The following is a 14,070-nucleotide window of genomic DNA, read 5'->3' on the forward strand; positions in this document are numbered from 1 at the left end:
TGCGCCGTCGTCGTAAAAGTAAGGAAGTCAGGTGAGAGTCCGGTGGAGCTGCCCGGTTTCCTCTATGGCTACTACGAGCGCCAACTCCTTCGCTCCCTGAAGCAAGACCGCATTCCCAGGCATATCGGTGTCATGGTGGACGGCAACCGCAGATGGGCCCGTCAATTCAACGCGCCAACCAGCCAGGGACATCAGGCCGGGGCGGACAAAATCCACGAGTTCCTTGGCTGGTGCCAGGAGCTTGGCGTCAAAGTAGTGACGCTGTACATGCTCTCCACGGACAACATGAACCGCTCCGGCGAAGAGCTTGACCTGCTCATGGGCATCATCGCCAACACCATGGACCGGCTGGATGAAAACGAGGACGTCTCTGTGCACGCAATGGGCGCACCAGAGCTTCTCCCGGACTACCTGGCCGATCGCCTGAACAAGCTGACCGCCCGGACCCCGGTCCATGAAAAAATCCATGTGAACGTGGCAGTCGGCTATGGCGGGCGGCGTGAAATCGTCGACGCCGTGAAGGAACTCCTCCGCGATGCGGTCGCCAAAGGGCGGACTATGTCCGACGTCGCAGATGAACTTTCGGTGGACGACATCTCAAGGTTCCTTTACACGCGCGGCCAGCCGGATCCGGACCTTGTCATCCGAACTTCCGGTGAGCAGCGGCTCTCCGGATTCCTGATGTGGCAGAGCGCCTACAGCGAGTTCTACTTCTGCGAAGCCCTCTGGCCGGCGTTCCGCAAGGTTGATTTTCTGCGGGCGCTCCGGGACTATGCCGGACGCCAGCGTCGCTTCGGCTCCTAGGTGCGCTTCGGTTAACCAGGAATTAATCAGCTGGCAATGCGACTTGCCGACGCAGGTTTCGGAATTTTCTGTGAGTGGGATTACGTTAATCCCATCAGCAGGCAAAACCGCCCGCTGATCGGGGAGGCCAGTAGATGGAGCGAACTATCGCACCAGTTACATGGGAGGCCACGCCCGGCCTTCCGGCCGAGCCGCTTCACCATTAGGCCGGGCGACCGCCCGGGGCTGGAGTCGATGTGGCTATTTCTGAGCAACTGCCCACAATGGTTTCTGACGGGGAAAGTGCAGCTACCTCTCGCGCCAAACGGGTTTCATCGGGGGAACGGACAGCATCGTCTGCAGTGGGCCGCAGCTATGTGATCGATACATCCGTCTTGCTCTCAGACCCGCACGCACTGCTGCGCTTCGCTGAGCACGAAGTCATTGTCCCGATCGTGGTCATCAGCGAACTCGAAGGCAAACGCCACGATCCCGAACTAGGGTACTTTGCCCGCAAAGCCCTGCGGCTCCTGGATGACCTCCGAATCGAACACGGTGGACTGGACCACGCGATACCCATTGGTGCCGACGGAGGCATGCTCCGGGTAGAGATGAACCATATTTCCACAGAGGTCCTTCCCGCAGGCTTCCGTGGCGGGGACAACGACAGCCGAATTCTGGCCGTAGCGAAGAACCTGGCAAACGAGGGCCACAACGTCACCGTGGTGTCCAAGGACCTTCCCATGCGCGTCAAAGCCTCTGCCATGGGACTGCACGCCGATGAATACCGCAACGAACTCGTCAAGGATTCAGGCTGGACCGGCATAGCCGAAGTGGAAGCCAGCGAAGACGAAATCACGACTCTGTATGGCCATGAGCCCGTTTTCATCCCCGCCGCAGCGGAACTTCCCGTGAACACCGGGCTTGTCCTCTTGTCCAACCGTGGCTCGGCGCTCGGCCGTGTAGGGGCGGACAAGCAGGTCCGCCTCGTCAAGGGTGACCGTGATGTCTTCGGGCTCCATGGCCGTTCGGCGGAACAACGGCTGGCCATCGATCTCCTCATGGATCCCGCAGTGGGCATTGTCTCCATCGGCGGGCGCGCTGGCACGGGCAAATCCGCACTGGCACTCTGTGCGGGCCTCGAGGCCGTCCTGGAGCGGCGCGAACACCGCAAGGTCATCGTCTTCCGGCCCCTCTACGCCGTAGGCGGCCAGGAACTGGGATACCTCCCCGGGTCTGAAGCGGAAAAGATGAACCCTTGGGCTCAAGCCGTTTTCGACACACTCGGCGCGTTGGTCAGCCAGGAAGTCGTGGAAGAAGTCATGGACCGCGGCATGCTCGAAGTCATGCCTCTTACCCACATCCGCGGACGCTCGCTGCACGATGCCTTCGTCATCGTGGACGAGGCACAGTCCCTGGAGAAGAACGTCCTCCTGACCGTGATGAGCCGCATCGGCCAGAACTCCAAGATCGTTCTCACCCACGACGTCGCCCAGCGCGACAACCTCCGTGTTGGTCGGCACGACGGCGTGGCCGCCGTCGTCGAAACCCTCAAAGGTCATCCACTGTTTGGCCACATCACCCTCACCAGGTCCGAGCGGTCGCCGATTGCGGCCTTGGTGACGGAGCTGCTCGAAGGGGCCGAAATCTAACTGGTCCTTCCCGAACGGTGGTCACTGCCGCGCGGCAACGGCCTCCCGCCGTCGCTTAGACACAACGCAAAAGGACCCGAAGGTCGCTGGGCGACCTTCGGGTCCGATGCGTCGCGATGCGCTCCTTCCCGGAAGCCCGCGGCCACGCTAGGCGCTCAGGTGCGGTTAGCGCTTGAGATATGTTTTCAGCTCTTCGTGGCCTTGGACTTTTAGGGTCCAGTTGGGGCGGTTGAAGGTTTCCGGGGTGAGGCGGACTCTTTGGACTTCTTCGACTTTGTCACCCCAACCATCGCGGACGAGGCCGTTGAGTTCGTAGCCGAGGCTCAGGGAGACGCCCAGGGATTGCTTGTTCCATGAGGCCGCTTCGGATTCGGCCACTTCCGCGTCCAAATAGTCGAACGCATAGCTCACGACGGCGGCACGCATCTCCTTGCCGAAGCCTTGCCCTTGCGCGGACTGCTTGAGCCAAGAGCCCGTGCTGACTGTTTTGAGGGTGTTGAAGTTCTTGGCGCCGATGTCCTGGACGCCCAGGAGGTCCTCGTTGTGCCAGACCCCGAGGAGGAGTGTCCAGGATTCAGGCGTGAATCCGGCCCTGCAGCGCCAGTACCACTGGGCCATGTTGGGGGCGAGCTCATCGTCCGGCAGTTCTGCCCACGGGGTGCTGAACGGGCTCTTGCCGGGCTCGTGGACACCAGATCGGGCTGCCGCGACGGCAGCGGGGATATCGGCGTCGAGAACTGGACGGAGGGTCAGTCGGGGAGTCGTGAGCGTTAGTCCGAAGGGCGGCCAGATTTCCGCGAGCGTGGTCATCGGTGCAGCTTAGCCCGGCCGTCGAGGGCATGCGAGTCACAGAGTTGGTGACAGTCTTGGTGGATCGTGGGGATGTCAGGCTGCTGGGCCGATGTCCCAGGAGATATGGCGTCGAACGTCGGTCAGGTTCATTGACTCGGCAAGGAAGAGATCGTCCAGCATGTATTCGTCAACGGCCAGGATCTTCAGCCAATGACCCTTGCCTGCGGTATCGCCGTCCAGGCTTTGGCTGGCGACGCAGACCCCGGTCCCTGCATCCACCCTGATGAGCGTGCGTCCCGGATGGGCCAAAGGTTGGGAAGGATCCAAGGGCACGTAGGTTCGGCCACGCGTAACCACAGTTTCCAAGGCCAAGCGTCCCTCATGGTCAACTTCCCGGGGCTCTTCCAGTGACACTGGATTGGAATCCGGGAACTCCAGCGGGACGGGCGCATTACCGGCAAGTTCCACCGGATCCAGTGCGGCAGCCAGCCGTCCGTTCCCAAAGGAGGGCTCACCGTAGGCCGCCTCTGGGCGCCTACGGACCAAGCCAGAGGCGTCGTAAACCGGAGTGACGAGGTGCGCCGGAAGCAACCATGAGCGTCGGGTCGCACTGACGTAAAAGTCGTCGCGGGAATCGTTGATGCCCGTGGTGCTGTGCAGCAGCTTTCCGTCGGGAGTCTCCAGACGAAGCGCGCCGGGCCGCCTGAGCCATGCACGGACCATGTTGTCGCCAGTGCCAGGCCGTTCGAGGTATTCGAAACGAAGGCTGGTCCACTTCCATGGTGAAGAACGGCAGAGATTGCGGAATGTGGAGGACAAGTCCTGCGCCTGCCCGCCATGCCCGTTAGCTGGCGCAAAACCAGACCCGAAGTCCGGTCCGAAACCTGATCCACCTGCACTGTAGCGCCCCATATCCACAGTTTACCTACGCGTTCAGCCCGGCCCCTGGACGAATTCGGGATAGCATCTGCAGGGTGATCCGACGACTCGCCGACCTCTGGGACGCCAGCCCACTGGGCTTCTGGCTGGTGGTTCTTGCCTGCGCGTACTTCGTAGTGATGGCGGTGCGCCTGACCATCATTGATGTCCGGAGCCATCTACTGCCGAACCGGATCGTCTTTCCCTCCTACGCGGTGGGCGGCGTCCTATTGCTGGGCGCTGCGGTCCTGGTGTTCGTTGGCGGCCCGGACGCTGGGCTGGATGCCTCAATGTTCGGTATCCCTGGGCTCGGAGTGCTGGCCGGTGGCGGCGTGCTGTGGCTGTTCTACTTCCTGCTTCGCTTGGTCTATCCACCTGGTATGGGGTTCGGGGACGTGAAGCTGGCTGGAGTGCTTGGGCTCTACCTTGGCTACCTTGGGTGGACCCATGTCTTCGCGGGCACGTTCGCTGCCTTCCTGCTCGGCGGATTGTGGAGCCTGGTGATCCTCGTGTCCAGACGCGGCACGCTGGGTTCAGCCATCCCGTTCGGACCCTTCATGCTGGCAGGAGCCCTGGTGAGCATGGTGCTTTTACCTGCTTGAACCGTTCGGGCGGAGGCCGCCGGGGCCAACTGCAGCCGAACTGCAACGCTTCTGCGTATTCTGCGGTTCACCGGGCTGCGGCATGCTTAGCCCAGATGGTTTGATGCGCTCAACACGCCTGGAGGGGGCTGCGGTGCAGGGAAGTAGTTTTTGGTCCGTACTGGGGGTCACCATGGCCTGCACTTTGCTGCTCTCCGGCTGCGGGCAATCGGGCAACGTTCCCCGTGCAACCCCGGGGGCCAGCATCCAACCGCTCACGACTCAGCAGCCGGAGCCCTTCTGCGAGGGCGGTCCGCTGGGTTGCTCCACTTTTACGTCGGTGCGCGGGAGCGATGCCACTGGAGACGTAGCGTGGCTCGGGACCCAACCGCTGCAGATCAGCTCTACGCATGTTAACGGGGAGTGGACCCTGCTGGTGAAGACACCGTGCAACGTGCTCAATGTGGAAGTCTCGGTCCAGGACGATGTCTGGGCAATGCGTTCGATGGTCGCCTCCGCTATGGGCTGCCGGGAGCTTGAGGGCAGCTACGAGGGCTGGACCGCCAAACTCTTTGAGCAGCCTGTTCAATGGAACCTCGACGACGGCGTGCTCACGTTGAGCAACTCACACGCAACAATCGAATTGAAGGAAAGTTAAGCCATGGGCGCACCGGAATTTGTCCTCAAGCTTCGGGAGAAGATCGGGAATGACCCGCTGTGGTTACCGGCGGTCAGGGGAGTGGTTTTCGACGACGATGGCCGGGTGCTGCTCTGCCAACGGGCGGACAATCACCACTGGACGGTTATTACCGGCATCCTTGAGCCAGGCGAGCATCCCGCGCCAGGACTGGTCAGGGAAATCTTCGAGGAAACTGGGGTTGTGGCCGAAACTGAGCGGATCATCGCCGTCGGGGTTGTAGGTCCGGTGACCTTTCCAAATGGCGACATCTGCGACTTCCTGGATATCACCTTCCGCTGCAGATACGTCTCCGGCGACGCTCAGGTAAACGATGATGAATCGATCGCCGTTGGCTGGTTCGGCCTGGATGAACTGCCTGACATGAGCGAGGGAAACCTTCAGGCCATCAGGCTTGCCACGGAGCCCGAAGGCCCCGTGGCGTACCAGGTGGAGGACTAGGCTATTTGGCGCCTGCGTCAGCCGGTGCCCGCAGAGGCTCTTGCCCTTCGGCAGAGGCCACAGCGGCTTCCAGGCGTTCAGCTTCGAGGCGTTCAGCCTCTGCACCTCCGACGGCTTCGCCCCGCGCCACCATGCCGGCAGTGTCCGAGAGAGGGATCTGCTTGAGCGTGATGGCCAGCAACAAGGCGATGGCGATGAACGGGACCAAGTACCAGAACACGGGTGCCAGCGAGTTGGCGTAGGCGTTGACTATCGCGTCGCGAAGCTGTTCAGGCAGTTGAGCCAAGGCCTGGGGGTCCAACGTGCTGGTGGACTGCGAGGCCTGCTCGGCAGACGCGCCGGCCCCAGTAAAAGCGTTGGTCAAGGATTCAGCAAGGCGGTTGGTGAAGATGGAACCGAAGACGGCGACGCCCAGCGAGGCACCCACCTCGCGGAAGTAGTTGTTGGTGCTGGTGGCCGTGCCAATCTGGTCTGCCGGAACGGAATTCTGGACCACCAGGACGATCACCTGCATGATCAAACCAAGGCCTGCGCCGAAGATGAAAAGCTGGACGCAGATGACCCAGATCGGCGTTTCAGCCGTGAGCGTGGTCAGCCACAACATGGCCGCAATGGTCAGTGAGGCACCAAGGATCGGGAACATTTTGTACTTGCCGGTCTTGGAAATGCGGATGCCGGAGTAGATGGACGTTCCCATCAGGCCAACCATCATCGGCACCATGAGCAGCCCGGACTCTGCGGCGGAGGTCCCGGAGGACATCTGCAGGAAGGTAGGTACGAAGGCGATCGCTGCGAACATTCCCAGGCCCAGCGTGAAGCCAATGGCAGTTGCGTTGATGAAGATGGGATTCTTGAACAAGCTCAGGGGAATGATGGGGTCCTCGGCACGCCGTTCAACCATCACGAAGGCAAACGCCGCCAGAACCATACCGGCTCCAAAGGCCCACGTGAGCGGGGAATCCCAGCCTTCATCCTTCTTGCCGCCGAAATCGGTGAAGAAGATGAGGCAGGTGGTGGCTGCGGAAAGGAAGAGGACACCCAGGATGTCGATCTTCTTCTCAGCCTTCTTGTTCGGCAACGTCAGGGCGAACCATGCCGTGATAAAAGCTGCGATGCCGATGGGGATGTTGATGTAGAAGGCCCATTCCCAGGTCAGGTGATCAACGAAGAATCCACCCAGAAGCGGACCGGCCACGGCTGACAGGCCAAAGATAGCGCCCAAGGGACCCATGTATTTGCCGCGCTCTTTGGCGGGCACGACGTCGGCAATGATGGCCTGCGACAAGATCATCAAGCCGCCTCCGCCGAGGCCCTGGATGGCACGGAAGATCACGAAGCCCCAGAAATCCGTGGCGAAGGCGCAACCAACTGAAGCGAGCGTAAACAGCGCGATGGCTATGAGGAACAGGTTCCGGCGGCCCAGGATGTCGCCAAATTTACCGTAGATCGGCATGACGATGGTGGTGGCCAGAAGGTAGGCCGTCGTGATCCAGGCCTGATGCTCCACTCCACCCAGCTTGCCCACAATGGTGGGCATGGCAGTGGAAACGATGGTTTGGTCGAGGCTGGACAGGAGCATGCCTGCGATCAGCGCCGAGAAAATGATCCAGATCCGTTTCTGGGTCAACAGCAGCGGCTCGGCTGCCTTGGAAAGGGTACTCATGCGTGATCCTTCGGGGTTTCTGCAGGTGTGGTGTCCAGTGGTTGGGCAAAGAGTTTTTGGGCTGCTGCGAGGTTCTGACGCAGAATTTCGCGGTAGGGCCGGACATTGTCCTCGGAGAAGAACTGCTGCGCGGTCTTCTTTGAGACAGCTCCGAAGACGGCAGCGGCCATCACGATTTCGGGGTGCCCGGGTGAAAGGCCTTCACGGTCCGCAATGAGTTCGGCGAATTGCCGCTCACGGGCTTCGCCTTCCAGTGTCATCCGGCCAAGGAGTTGGGGCTCGGCTTTGATGGCGGCGATGAGTTGGTGGACCTCGGACCGGCTGATTGCCGAACGCTCCATGATGGTCACCGTGAGCTGATACAAGGCGGCGAGCAAAGTGCTCGAGATACTGTCTGTGTTCCGCGTGGGCCCACGATTGAAATCTTCGATCGCGTCCTGGGGCAGTTCGTCCGAGAACGCGCCGATCACCGCGTCTTCCTTGGAGTGGAAGTAATTGAAGAACGTACGACGCGAGATACCCGATTCTTCGCAAACCTGTTCCACGGTGTATCCGTTCAGCCCACGTTCCGCGGTGAGGGAACGGGCGACGGCGGTAATCGCCGAACGTGTTGCGGCCCGCTTGCGCTCGCGGAGGCCGCCGTCGATATTTGCACTATTGCTCACAAAGTAAAGTTTTGCACTCTTTTGCGGAAAGTGCAAAATTTGTAGAGCTTAGGCGCATGAGCCGCACGCAAACTCCCGGGCACGCCGACGGCCGGTATCTTTCGTGCGAAAGGTACCGGCCGCCGTCGTGCTTTAAGTATTAGTTCTTGTGAGCCGGGGACGTCATGGTGGTGACGTCGAGAGCCTTGTCGAGCTCTGCCTCAGTGACCTTGCCTTCGCCCTCGCCGACGAAGCCAAGCTTCTCTGTGGCCTGGCGGATGGTCAGGCCCTCCTTGACGGCAATCTTCGCGATCTTCGCGGCGTTCTCGTAGCCGATGAACTTGTTCAACGGGGTCACGATCGAGGGGGAGGCCTCGGCCAGGAATCGGGCGCGCTCAACGTTGGCGGTGATGCCATCGATCATCTTGTCGGCCATGACGCGGCTGGTGTTGGCCAGCAGGCGGACGGACTCCAACAGATTGGCGGCCATGACAGGGATGCCGACGTTCAATTCGAAGGCGCCGTTGGTCCCGGACCAGGCGATCGCGGTGTCGTTGCCGATGACCTGGGCGCAGACCATGATGGAGGCTTCGCAGATAACGGGGTTGACCTTCCCCGGCATGATCGAGGAGCCCGGCTGAAGGTCCGGGATGGCGATTTCGCCGAGGCCCGTGTTGGGGCCCGAGCCCATCCAGCGGAGGTCGTTGTTGATCTTCATGAAGGAGATCGCGATGTTGCGCAGCTGGCTGGAGCCCTCGATGAGGCCGTCGCGGTTTGCCTGAGCTTCGAAGTGGTCGCGGGCCTCGGTCAACGGAAGCCCCGTGTCGGCTGCGAGCAGTTCGATGACACGCTCCGGGAAGCCGGCAGGAGTGTTGATGCCGGTGCCAACAGCGGTGCCACCAAGGGGGACCTCCGCGACGCGGGGGAGTGCGGCGTTGATGCGCTCAATGCCGTAACGGACCTGGGCGGCGTAGCCACCGAACTCCTGGCCGAGCATCACCGGCGTGGCATCCATAAGGTGTGTGCGGCCGGACTTGACGACGTCCTTGAACTCCTCGGCCTTACGGTCCAAGGATGCTGCCAGGTATTCCAGGGCCGGGATCAGGTCATTGATCAGGGCGGAGGTGGCGGCAACGTGGACGGATGTGGGGAACACGTCGTTGGAGGACTGCGAAGCGTTCACGTGGTCGTTGGGGTGGACCACTTTGTCGCTGCCCGCAGCTGCGAGGGCACGCGAAGCGAGCTCTGCGATGACCTCGTTGGTGTTCATGTTGGAGGAAGTGCCCGAGCCGGTCTGGAAGACGTCAATCGGGAAGTCGCCGTCGTACTTGCCCGTTGCCACCTCATCGGCAGCTGCGGCGATGGCCTCGGCGAGCTCACCATCGAGCACCCCCAGTTCGGCGTTCGCCAGTGCAGCAGCCTTCTTGACGCGTGCAAGGGCTTCGATGTGAGTGCGCTCAAGCGTCTTGCCGGAGATGGGGAAGTTCTCCACAGCACGCTGCGTCTGGGCGCGGTACAGGGCGTTCACGGGGACGCGAACTTCGCCCATCGTGTCATGTTCAATACGGAACTCAGTGGTGGAAGTCATGGGGCTAGCTTAGGGCGATTGGGTGCCGCATCGAAAACCCGGAATGGAGTGCTACGTGCTCCGGCACGAAGGCCGGAGCACCGTCCACTAAAGCTTGCCGATCCCGGAAACGAGGGCCGCACGGCCTTCATCGAGCTTGTAGGACAAGCCCACCACAGCCACTCGGCCTTCGTCGATGGCGTCCGAAATCACACGCGAGCTGTCGGCCAGCCGCGCTGAGGTTTGCTTGACGTGCTCCACCACCATGTCGTTCACGTCTTCCTGTTCGTTGCGCAGGGAGGTCAGTACGGACGGGGTGATGCGTTCCACGAGGTCGCGGATGAACCCTGCAGGCATCTCGCCGGTTTCCACGGCGGCCTTGGTAGCCGTCACGGCTCCACAGCTGTCGTGGCCAAGGATGACTATCAACGGAACGCCGAGCTCGGCAATGCTGTACTCAAGGGAACCGAGGACGGCGTCGTCGATCACCTGGCCGGCAGTACGCACCACAAAGGCGTCGCCCAAGCCGAGATCGAAGATGATCTCTGCGGCAAGACGGGAGTCGGAGCAGCCAAAGATGACGGCGAAGGGGTTCTGGTTCTCGATGAGTGACGAGCGCCGGGACGCGTCCTGGTTGGGGTGCAGGGATTCGCCGGCAACAAAGCGTTCGTTGCCCTCTTGGAGGCGGCGCCAGGCAAGGGCGGGAGTCAGATAAGTAGGCACCTGATTACTTTACGGCCCGGAGGTGGCGTGCCGTAAAACTGTTGCGCCGCGTGTGCTTATGAGGACGGCGCTCCAGATTCTGACGCTGCAGCGGCTTGGTCCGCAGACTTAACCACGGCGGCGGCGAGCGTGGCGAACTCTGCAAGGTTGGCCGTGCCGCTCAGGATGATAGTGGTTCCGCGGTAGTTGAGAACCATGCTGCGCTTGTCCTTGCCGGAATCGTGGAGCTCCCAATCCTGGCCACCGGCGTTACGGGTGCCGGTTACTGGCATGTTGCCGGTCTGCTGCAGCACCCATGTGGGATTCGCCTTGGTGGTCTGGGTGAGGCCGATGAAGGCCTCCTTGGGAGTCAGGTAACCAACTTCCCACGTGGGCACGCCCGTTCCCGTGCCGGATTCCCAGCGGGCGTAATTCGGCTTGAATGTGTCGCCGGTTTCCGGCGTGACAGGTGTGAATCCCGCCACATCGGCAGCGTTGCGGGCTATGGAAGCAACATCAACGGCGGGCCGAAAGCCCTCACCCTTCGGAGCGGGGTTCATCAACACAATAGGAAGGAATGCCAGGACACACAGCACCAGGGCAATGATCATGCCAATGACAGAGGCATTGGCCCGCTTGGCGGCTTTTGCCGGAATGACGGGTTTATAAGGGGCATCCATAGCGTCCGGGGCGCTGTTGGGGGTTGCCTCTGCGGCCTTGGGCTGGTTGCCGGCAGCGGGCTTGTCCTGCGTTTCACTCACTCCTCCATAGTCCCTCATCCCGGCTGTGAACACACAACCGGGAACCTCGCCGCAGGAATTGCCGGCCGTGGTCATCCAGCGACTCCAAACGCATGCGGCGACTATGATCGTTCATAGAGGGACCCCAGGTTGCCTCGTGCAACCGTGTTCCGGTCCCGTGAATCGTCACTCGAAGAAGAGGTTCAAGTGTCTCCTGCACCAATGACCCAGCAGTATTCCACGATTTCGCCGTCGCTCGCCGTCGGCACCGACGAACCCGACCGCAACCTGGCGCTGGAACTCGTCCGTGTCACCGAGGCCGCGGCAATTGCCGGTGGCCACTGGGTAGGTTTCGGCGACAAGAACAAGGCAGACGGCGCCGCCGTCGACGCCATGCGTTCGTTCCTTCACACCGTCCACTTCAATGGCGTCGTGGTCATCGGTGAAGGCGAAAAAGACGAAGCCCCCATGTTGTTCAACGGAGAGCAGGTTGGTGACGGCACCGGTCCCGAGTGCGATGTCGCCGTGGACCCCATCGACGGCACCCGCCTGACCGCCCTCGGCATCAACAACGCCCTTGCCGTCCTGGCAGTGGCCGAACGCGGTTCCATGTTCGATCCGTCCGCGGTCTTCTACATGGAAAAGCTGGTCACAGGCCCCGAAGCTGCCGACATGGTTGACCTGCGCCTGCCCGTGAAGCAGAACCTGCACCTGATCGCCAAGGCAAAGGGCGTCAAGGTCAACCAGCTGAACGTCATGATCCTGGACCGCGACCGGCACCGCCCGCTCGTGGAAGAAATCCGCGAAGCCGGTGCACGCACCAAATTCATCATGGACGGCGACGTCGCAGGTGCCATCGCCGCAGCCCGGTCCGGAACCGGCGTGGACGCACTGATGGGAATCGGTGGCACACCTGAAGGCATCGTTGCTGCCTGCGCCATCAAGTCACTCGGCGGTGTTATCCAAGGCCGTCTGTGGCCCACCTCGGACGATGAGAAGCAGAAAGCGATCGACGCCGGACACGACCTCGACCGCGTTCTCTCCACCAACGACCTCGTCACCTCGGACAACTGCTACTTTGCAGCCACCGGCATCACCGACGGCGACCTCCTCCGCGGCGTTCGCTACTCGAAGGACCGCGTACTGACGCAGTCCATCGTGATGCGTTCGAAGTCCGGCACAGTTCGCTTCGTTGATGCTGAGCACCACGCATCCAAGTGGGAGACGTACGCGCGCAAGCCGTAACCCCTTAGCTAACAGAAGGACGGCGAGCATCGCTCGGCGGCTATCTCCTCGTACCTCGTCGATTTGATGCCGCTTTCGCGATACTCGCCGTCCTTCTTTGTGTTCAGCCTGCTCCGGTTGCGCGCGTTTTTTGGGGGGTGGTGACACCTGAGCTCGATTTCGCTGCGCAAATGGAGTGGGGACGCGCGGATTTGGGTGTCGGGGGTCTGTTTGTGAGTCACCCGGGATGATGCGTGTCGTCAGCCGGGGCACGATGTGCGCGTCCGCGTTAGGTTCGACGGCGGCGCTCGGGCGAGTGCCGCCGTCGTGCTTTCCGGGGTGGGCGGCCGCCGTGGGTGTGCCGTCGCCACCTACTTTGATCCTGCAGGCCGTCCGACATGCCGTCGTTCCGGGCGTGTCGCAGTGAGTGTTGAGTCAAAGAGGGTCATGACGGTACGCGGCCCTGGCCGTTGCCGGGTCGCCGGGGAATGTGCGTGTCGTCAGCCGGGGCACGAGGTCCGCGTCCGGGTTAGGTTCGACGGCGGCGCTCGGGCGAGTGCCGCCGTCGTGCTTTCCGGGGTGGTCGGCCGCCGTGGGTGTGCCGTCGCCACCTACTTTGAGGCTGTACGTGGTCCGACACGCCGGGATGGCCGGCGTGTCACCGAGTCGGCGGCGTCAAAGTGGGTGGTGGAGGTACGCGTTCCTTGTGTTGACTTGGGGGAACTGGCCTAGCGGAGCTTGTCGCGGAGTTTCCTGGCCACTTGGTAGGCGCCGTAGCGGAGTTTGTTCACAGGGAGGTCCCATGTGCCGGGGTAGGTTACTTCGCGGCCTCCGAAGGACTTCTTGAAGGACGTGAAGCCGGCCCATTTGTGGTCCGGCTGGTCTTCGGGGGCCACGCCCCAGAGGTCCACGTGCTTTAGGCCCTTCTCCTTGGCATCTGCCATGAGGTTGACCAGTAGCGGAATACCGGCACTGAGCTTGCGGTGGGTGTCATCCAGCGCGGCGTGGGCATAGGTTCGCGTGTCTGCGGAATCGTAGGTGAAAGCGGCAGCGATCGGCTCGCCCTCGAGTTCGGCTATGAACAGCGTCCCTGCACCGGACGGTAGCAAAGATTCAGCCACTTGGGTGAGGTACTCATCGCTTTGTGGCTTGAAGCCGTTGCGTGCTGCCGTCAGATGGAGGAAATGCAGGAGAATTTTGATGTCCGCGGGATCCTGGGATGCCCGGAACGTCACGCCCTTCTTGTGGATGTTGCGGTAGAGGTTCCGGTTGGTCGGCTTCATTCCGGCGAGGACGTCCTTGAAATCGCCCTCAAGGTCCACGATCCAGCTCAACTCCGGCTGCAGGTTGACGGGCGCCGGCTGCAGGCCGCGGGAACGAAGGAGTGCATCGGCCTCGGATGCTGTGAAGCCTGCTGATACAGGTTCCATGCGCACGAAGACGGCACGTTCCTTCTTCGCCAATTCCACCAAGGCCGACGTCGCGGCGTCGAAGGCGTCCACGGACTTTGCCACGGGCCCATAAGGGGTGTAGATGACCTTGCCCGCTGGGTTCTTTTCCTCTATTGCGAGGAAGCTCCACCCGGGACCGGACTGCTCATGGACCCGGCGGCCGAGCGAGCGCTGGACGGCAGCCCAAGCGGGCGTCTGCAGAAAAAAGTCCACGT

At 61.8% G+C, this 14,070-nt stretch carries 14 protein-coding genes; 6 read left to right on the plus strand and 8 right to left on the minus strand.

The window, feature by feature from the left end:
* Positions 1–42 precede the first annotated feature (42 nt).
* The gene (locus AB4Z15_RS07340) at positions 43–804 is read left to right on the plus strand and encodes an isoprenyl transferase (protein ID WP_442002663.1); all 762 of its coding nucleotides are present in this window, start codon (positions 43–45) and stop codon (positions 802–804) included.
* A 263-nt stretch (positions 805–1,067) separates the two neighbouring features.
* Positions 1,068–2,435: a PhoH family protein gene (locus tag AB4Z15_RS07345; RefSeq protein ID WP_442002709.1), complete on the plus strand. Its 1,368-nt coding sequence runs from the start codon at positions 1,068–1,070 to the stop codon at positions 2,433–2,435.
* Positions 2,436–2,600: 165 nt separating this feature from the next.
* Here AB4Z15_RS07345 and AB4Z15_RS07350 read toward each other — a convergent pair whose 3' ends face one another.
* The gene (locus AB4Z15_RS07350) at positions 2,601–3,245 is read right to left on the minus strand and encodes a GNAT family N-acetyltransferase (RefSeq protein ID WP_442016746.1); all 645 of its coding nucleotides are present in this window, start codon (positions 3,243–3,245) and stop codon (positions 2,601–2,603) included.
* 75 nt (positions 3,246–3,320) lie between these two features.
* Positions 3,321–4,139, minus strand: coding sequence for a hypothetical protein (locus AB4Z15_RS07355; RefSeq protein WP_442016747.1), 819 nt, complete (start codon positions 4,137–4,139; stop codon positions 3,321–3,323).
* 62 nt (positions 4,140–4,201) lie between these two features.
* Here AB4Z15_RS07355 and AB4Z15_RS07360 point away from each other — a divergent pair, with 62 nt between their 5' ends.
* The 3 genes from AB4Z15_RS07360 to AB4Z15_RS07370 all read left to right on the plus strand — a co-directional run bounded on the left by AB4Z15_RS07360 (position 4,202) and on the right by AB4Z15_RS07370 (position 5,864).
* Positions 4,202–4,747, plus strand: a complete 546-nt coding sequence (locus AB4Z15_RS07360; RefSeq protein ID WP_442016748.1) for a prepilin peptidase — start codon at positions 4,202–4,204, stop codon at positions 4,745–4,747.
* A gap of 103 nt (positions 4,748–4,850) precedes the next feature.
* A complete protein-coding gene (locus AB4Z15_RS07365) occupies positions 4,851–5,384 on the plus strand; it encodes an META domain-containing protein (protein WP_442016749.1) in 534 nt (177 codons plus the stop codon).
* Positions 5,385–5,387: 3 nt separating this feature from the next.
* Positions 5,388–5,864: an NUDIX hydrolase gene (locus AB4Z15_RS07370; RefSeq protein WP_442016750.1), complete on the plus strand. Its 477-nt coding sequence runs from the start codon at positions 5,388–5,390 to the stop codon at positions 5,862–5,864.
* A gap of 1 nt (position 5,865) precedes the next feature.
* Here the strand turns inward: AB4Z15_RS07370 and AB4Z15_RS07375 are convergent, their stop codons facing one another.
* The 5 genes from AB4Z15_RS07375 to AB4Z15_RS07395 form a co-directional block, all read right to left on the minus strand.
* Positions 5,866–7,527, minus strand: a complete 1,662-nt coding sequence (locus tag AB4Z15_RS07375; protein WP_442016751.1) for an MDR family MFS transporter — start codon at positions 7,525–7,527, stop codon at positions 5,866–5,868.
* Positions 7,524–8,192, minus strand: a complete 669-nt coding sequence (locus AB4Z15_RS07380; protein ID WP_442016752.1) for a TetR/AcrR family transcriptional regulator — start codon at positions 8,190–8,192, stop codon at positions 7,524–7,526. The genes AB4Z15_RS07375 and AB4Z15_RS07380 overlap by 4 nt, the downstream gene beginning before the upstream one ends.
* A 139-nt stretch (positions 8,193–8,331) precedes the next feature.
* A complete protein-coding gene (locus tag AB4Z15_RS07385) occupies positions 8,332–9,759 on the minus strand; it encodes a class II fumarate hydratase (protein ID WP_442016753.1) in 1,428 nt (475 codons plus the stop codon).
* Positions 9,760–9,846: 87 nt separating this feature from the next.
* On the minus strand, positions 9,847–10,461 hold the full coding sequence (locus tag AB4Z15_RS07390) for a carbonic anhydrase (RefSeq protein WP_442002672.1): 615 nt from the start codon (positions 10,459–10,461) through the stop codon (positions 9,847–9,849).
* Positions 10,462–10,517: 56 nt separating this feature from the next.
* Positions 10,518–11,201, minus strand: a complete 684-nt coding sequence (locus AB4Z15_RS07395) for a DUF4245 domain-containing protein (RefSeq protein WP_442016754.1) — start codon at positions 11,199–11,201, stop codon at positions 10,518–10,520.
* Between the two features lie 201 nt (positions 11,202–11,402).
* On the opposite strand from AB4Z15_RS07395, the gene glpX reads away from it, so the two are divergent.
* On the plus strand, positions 11,403–12,425 hold the full coding sequence (gene glpX, locus AB4Z15_RS07400) for a class II fructose-bisphosphatase (protein WP_431120164.1): 1,023 nt from the start codon (positions 11,403–11,405) through the stop codon (positions 12,423–12,425).
* A 707-nt stretch (positions 12,426–13,132) separates the two neighbouring features.
* On the opposite strand, the gene AB4Z15_RS07405 is transcribed toward glpX, so the two are convergent.
* Entirely contained in the window at positions 13,133–14,068 is a 936-nt protein-coding gene (locus AB4Z15_RS07405; RefSeq protein ID WP_442016755.1) for a lipid II:glycine glycyltransferase FemX, read from the minus strand.
* Positions 14,069–14,070 lie beyond the last annotated feature (2 nt).

The organism is Paenarthrobacter sp. 2TAF44 (genome assembly GCF_052114885.1).
Classification (GTDB): domain Bacteria; phylum Actinomycetota; class Actinomycetes; order Actinomycetales; family Micrococcaceae; genus Arthrobacter.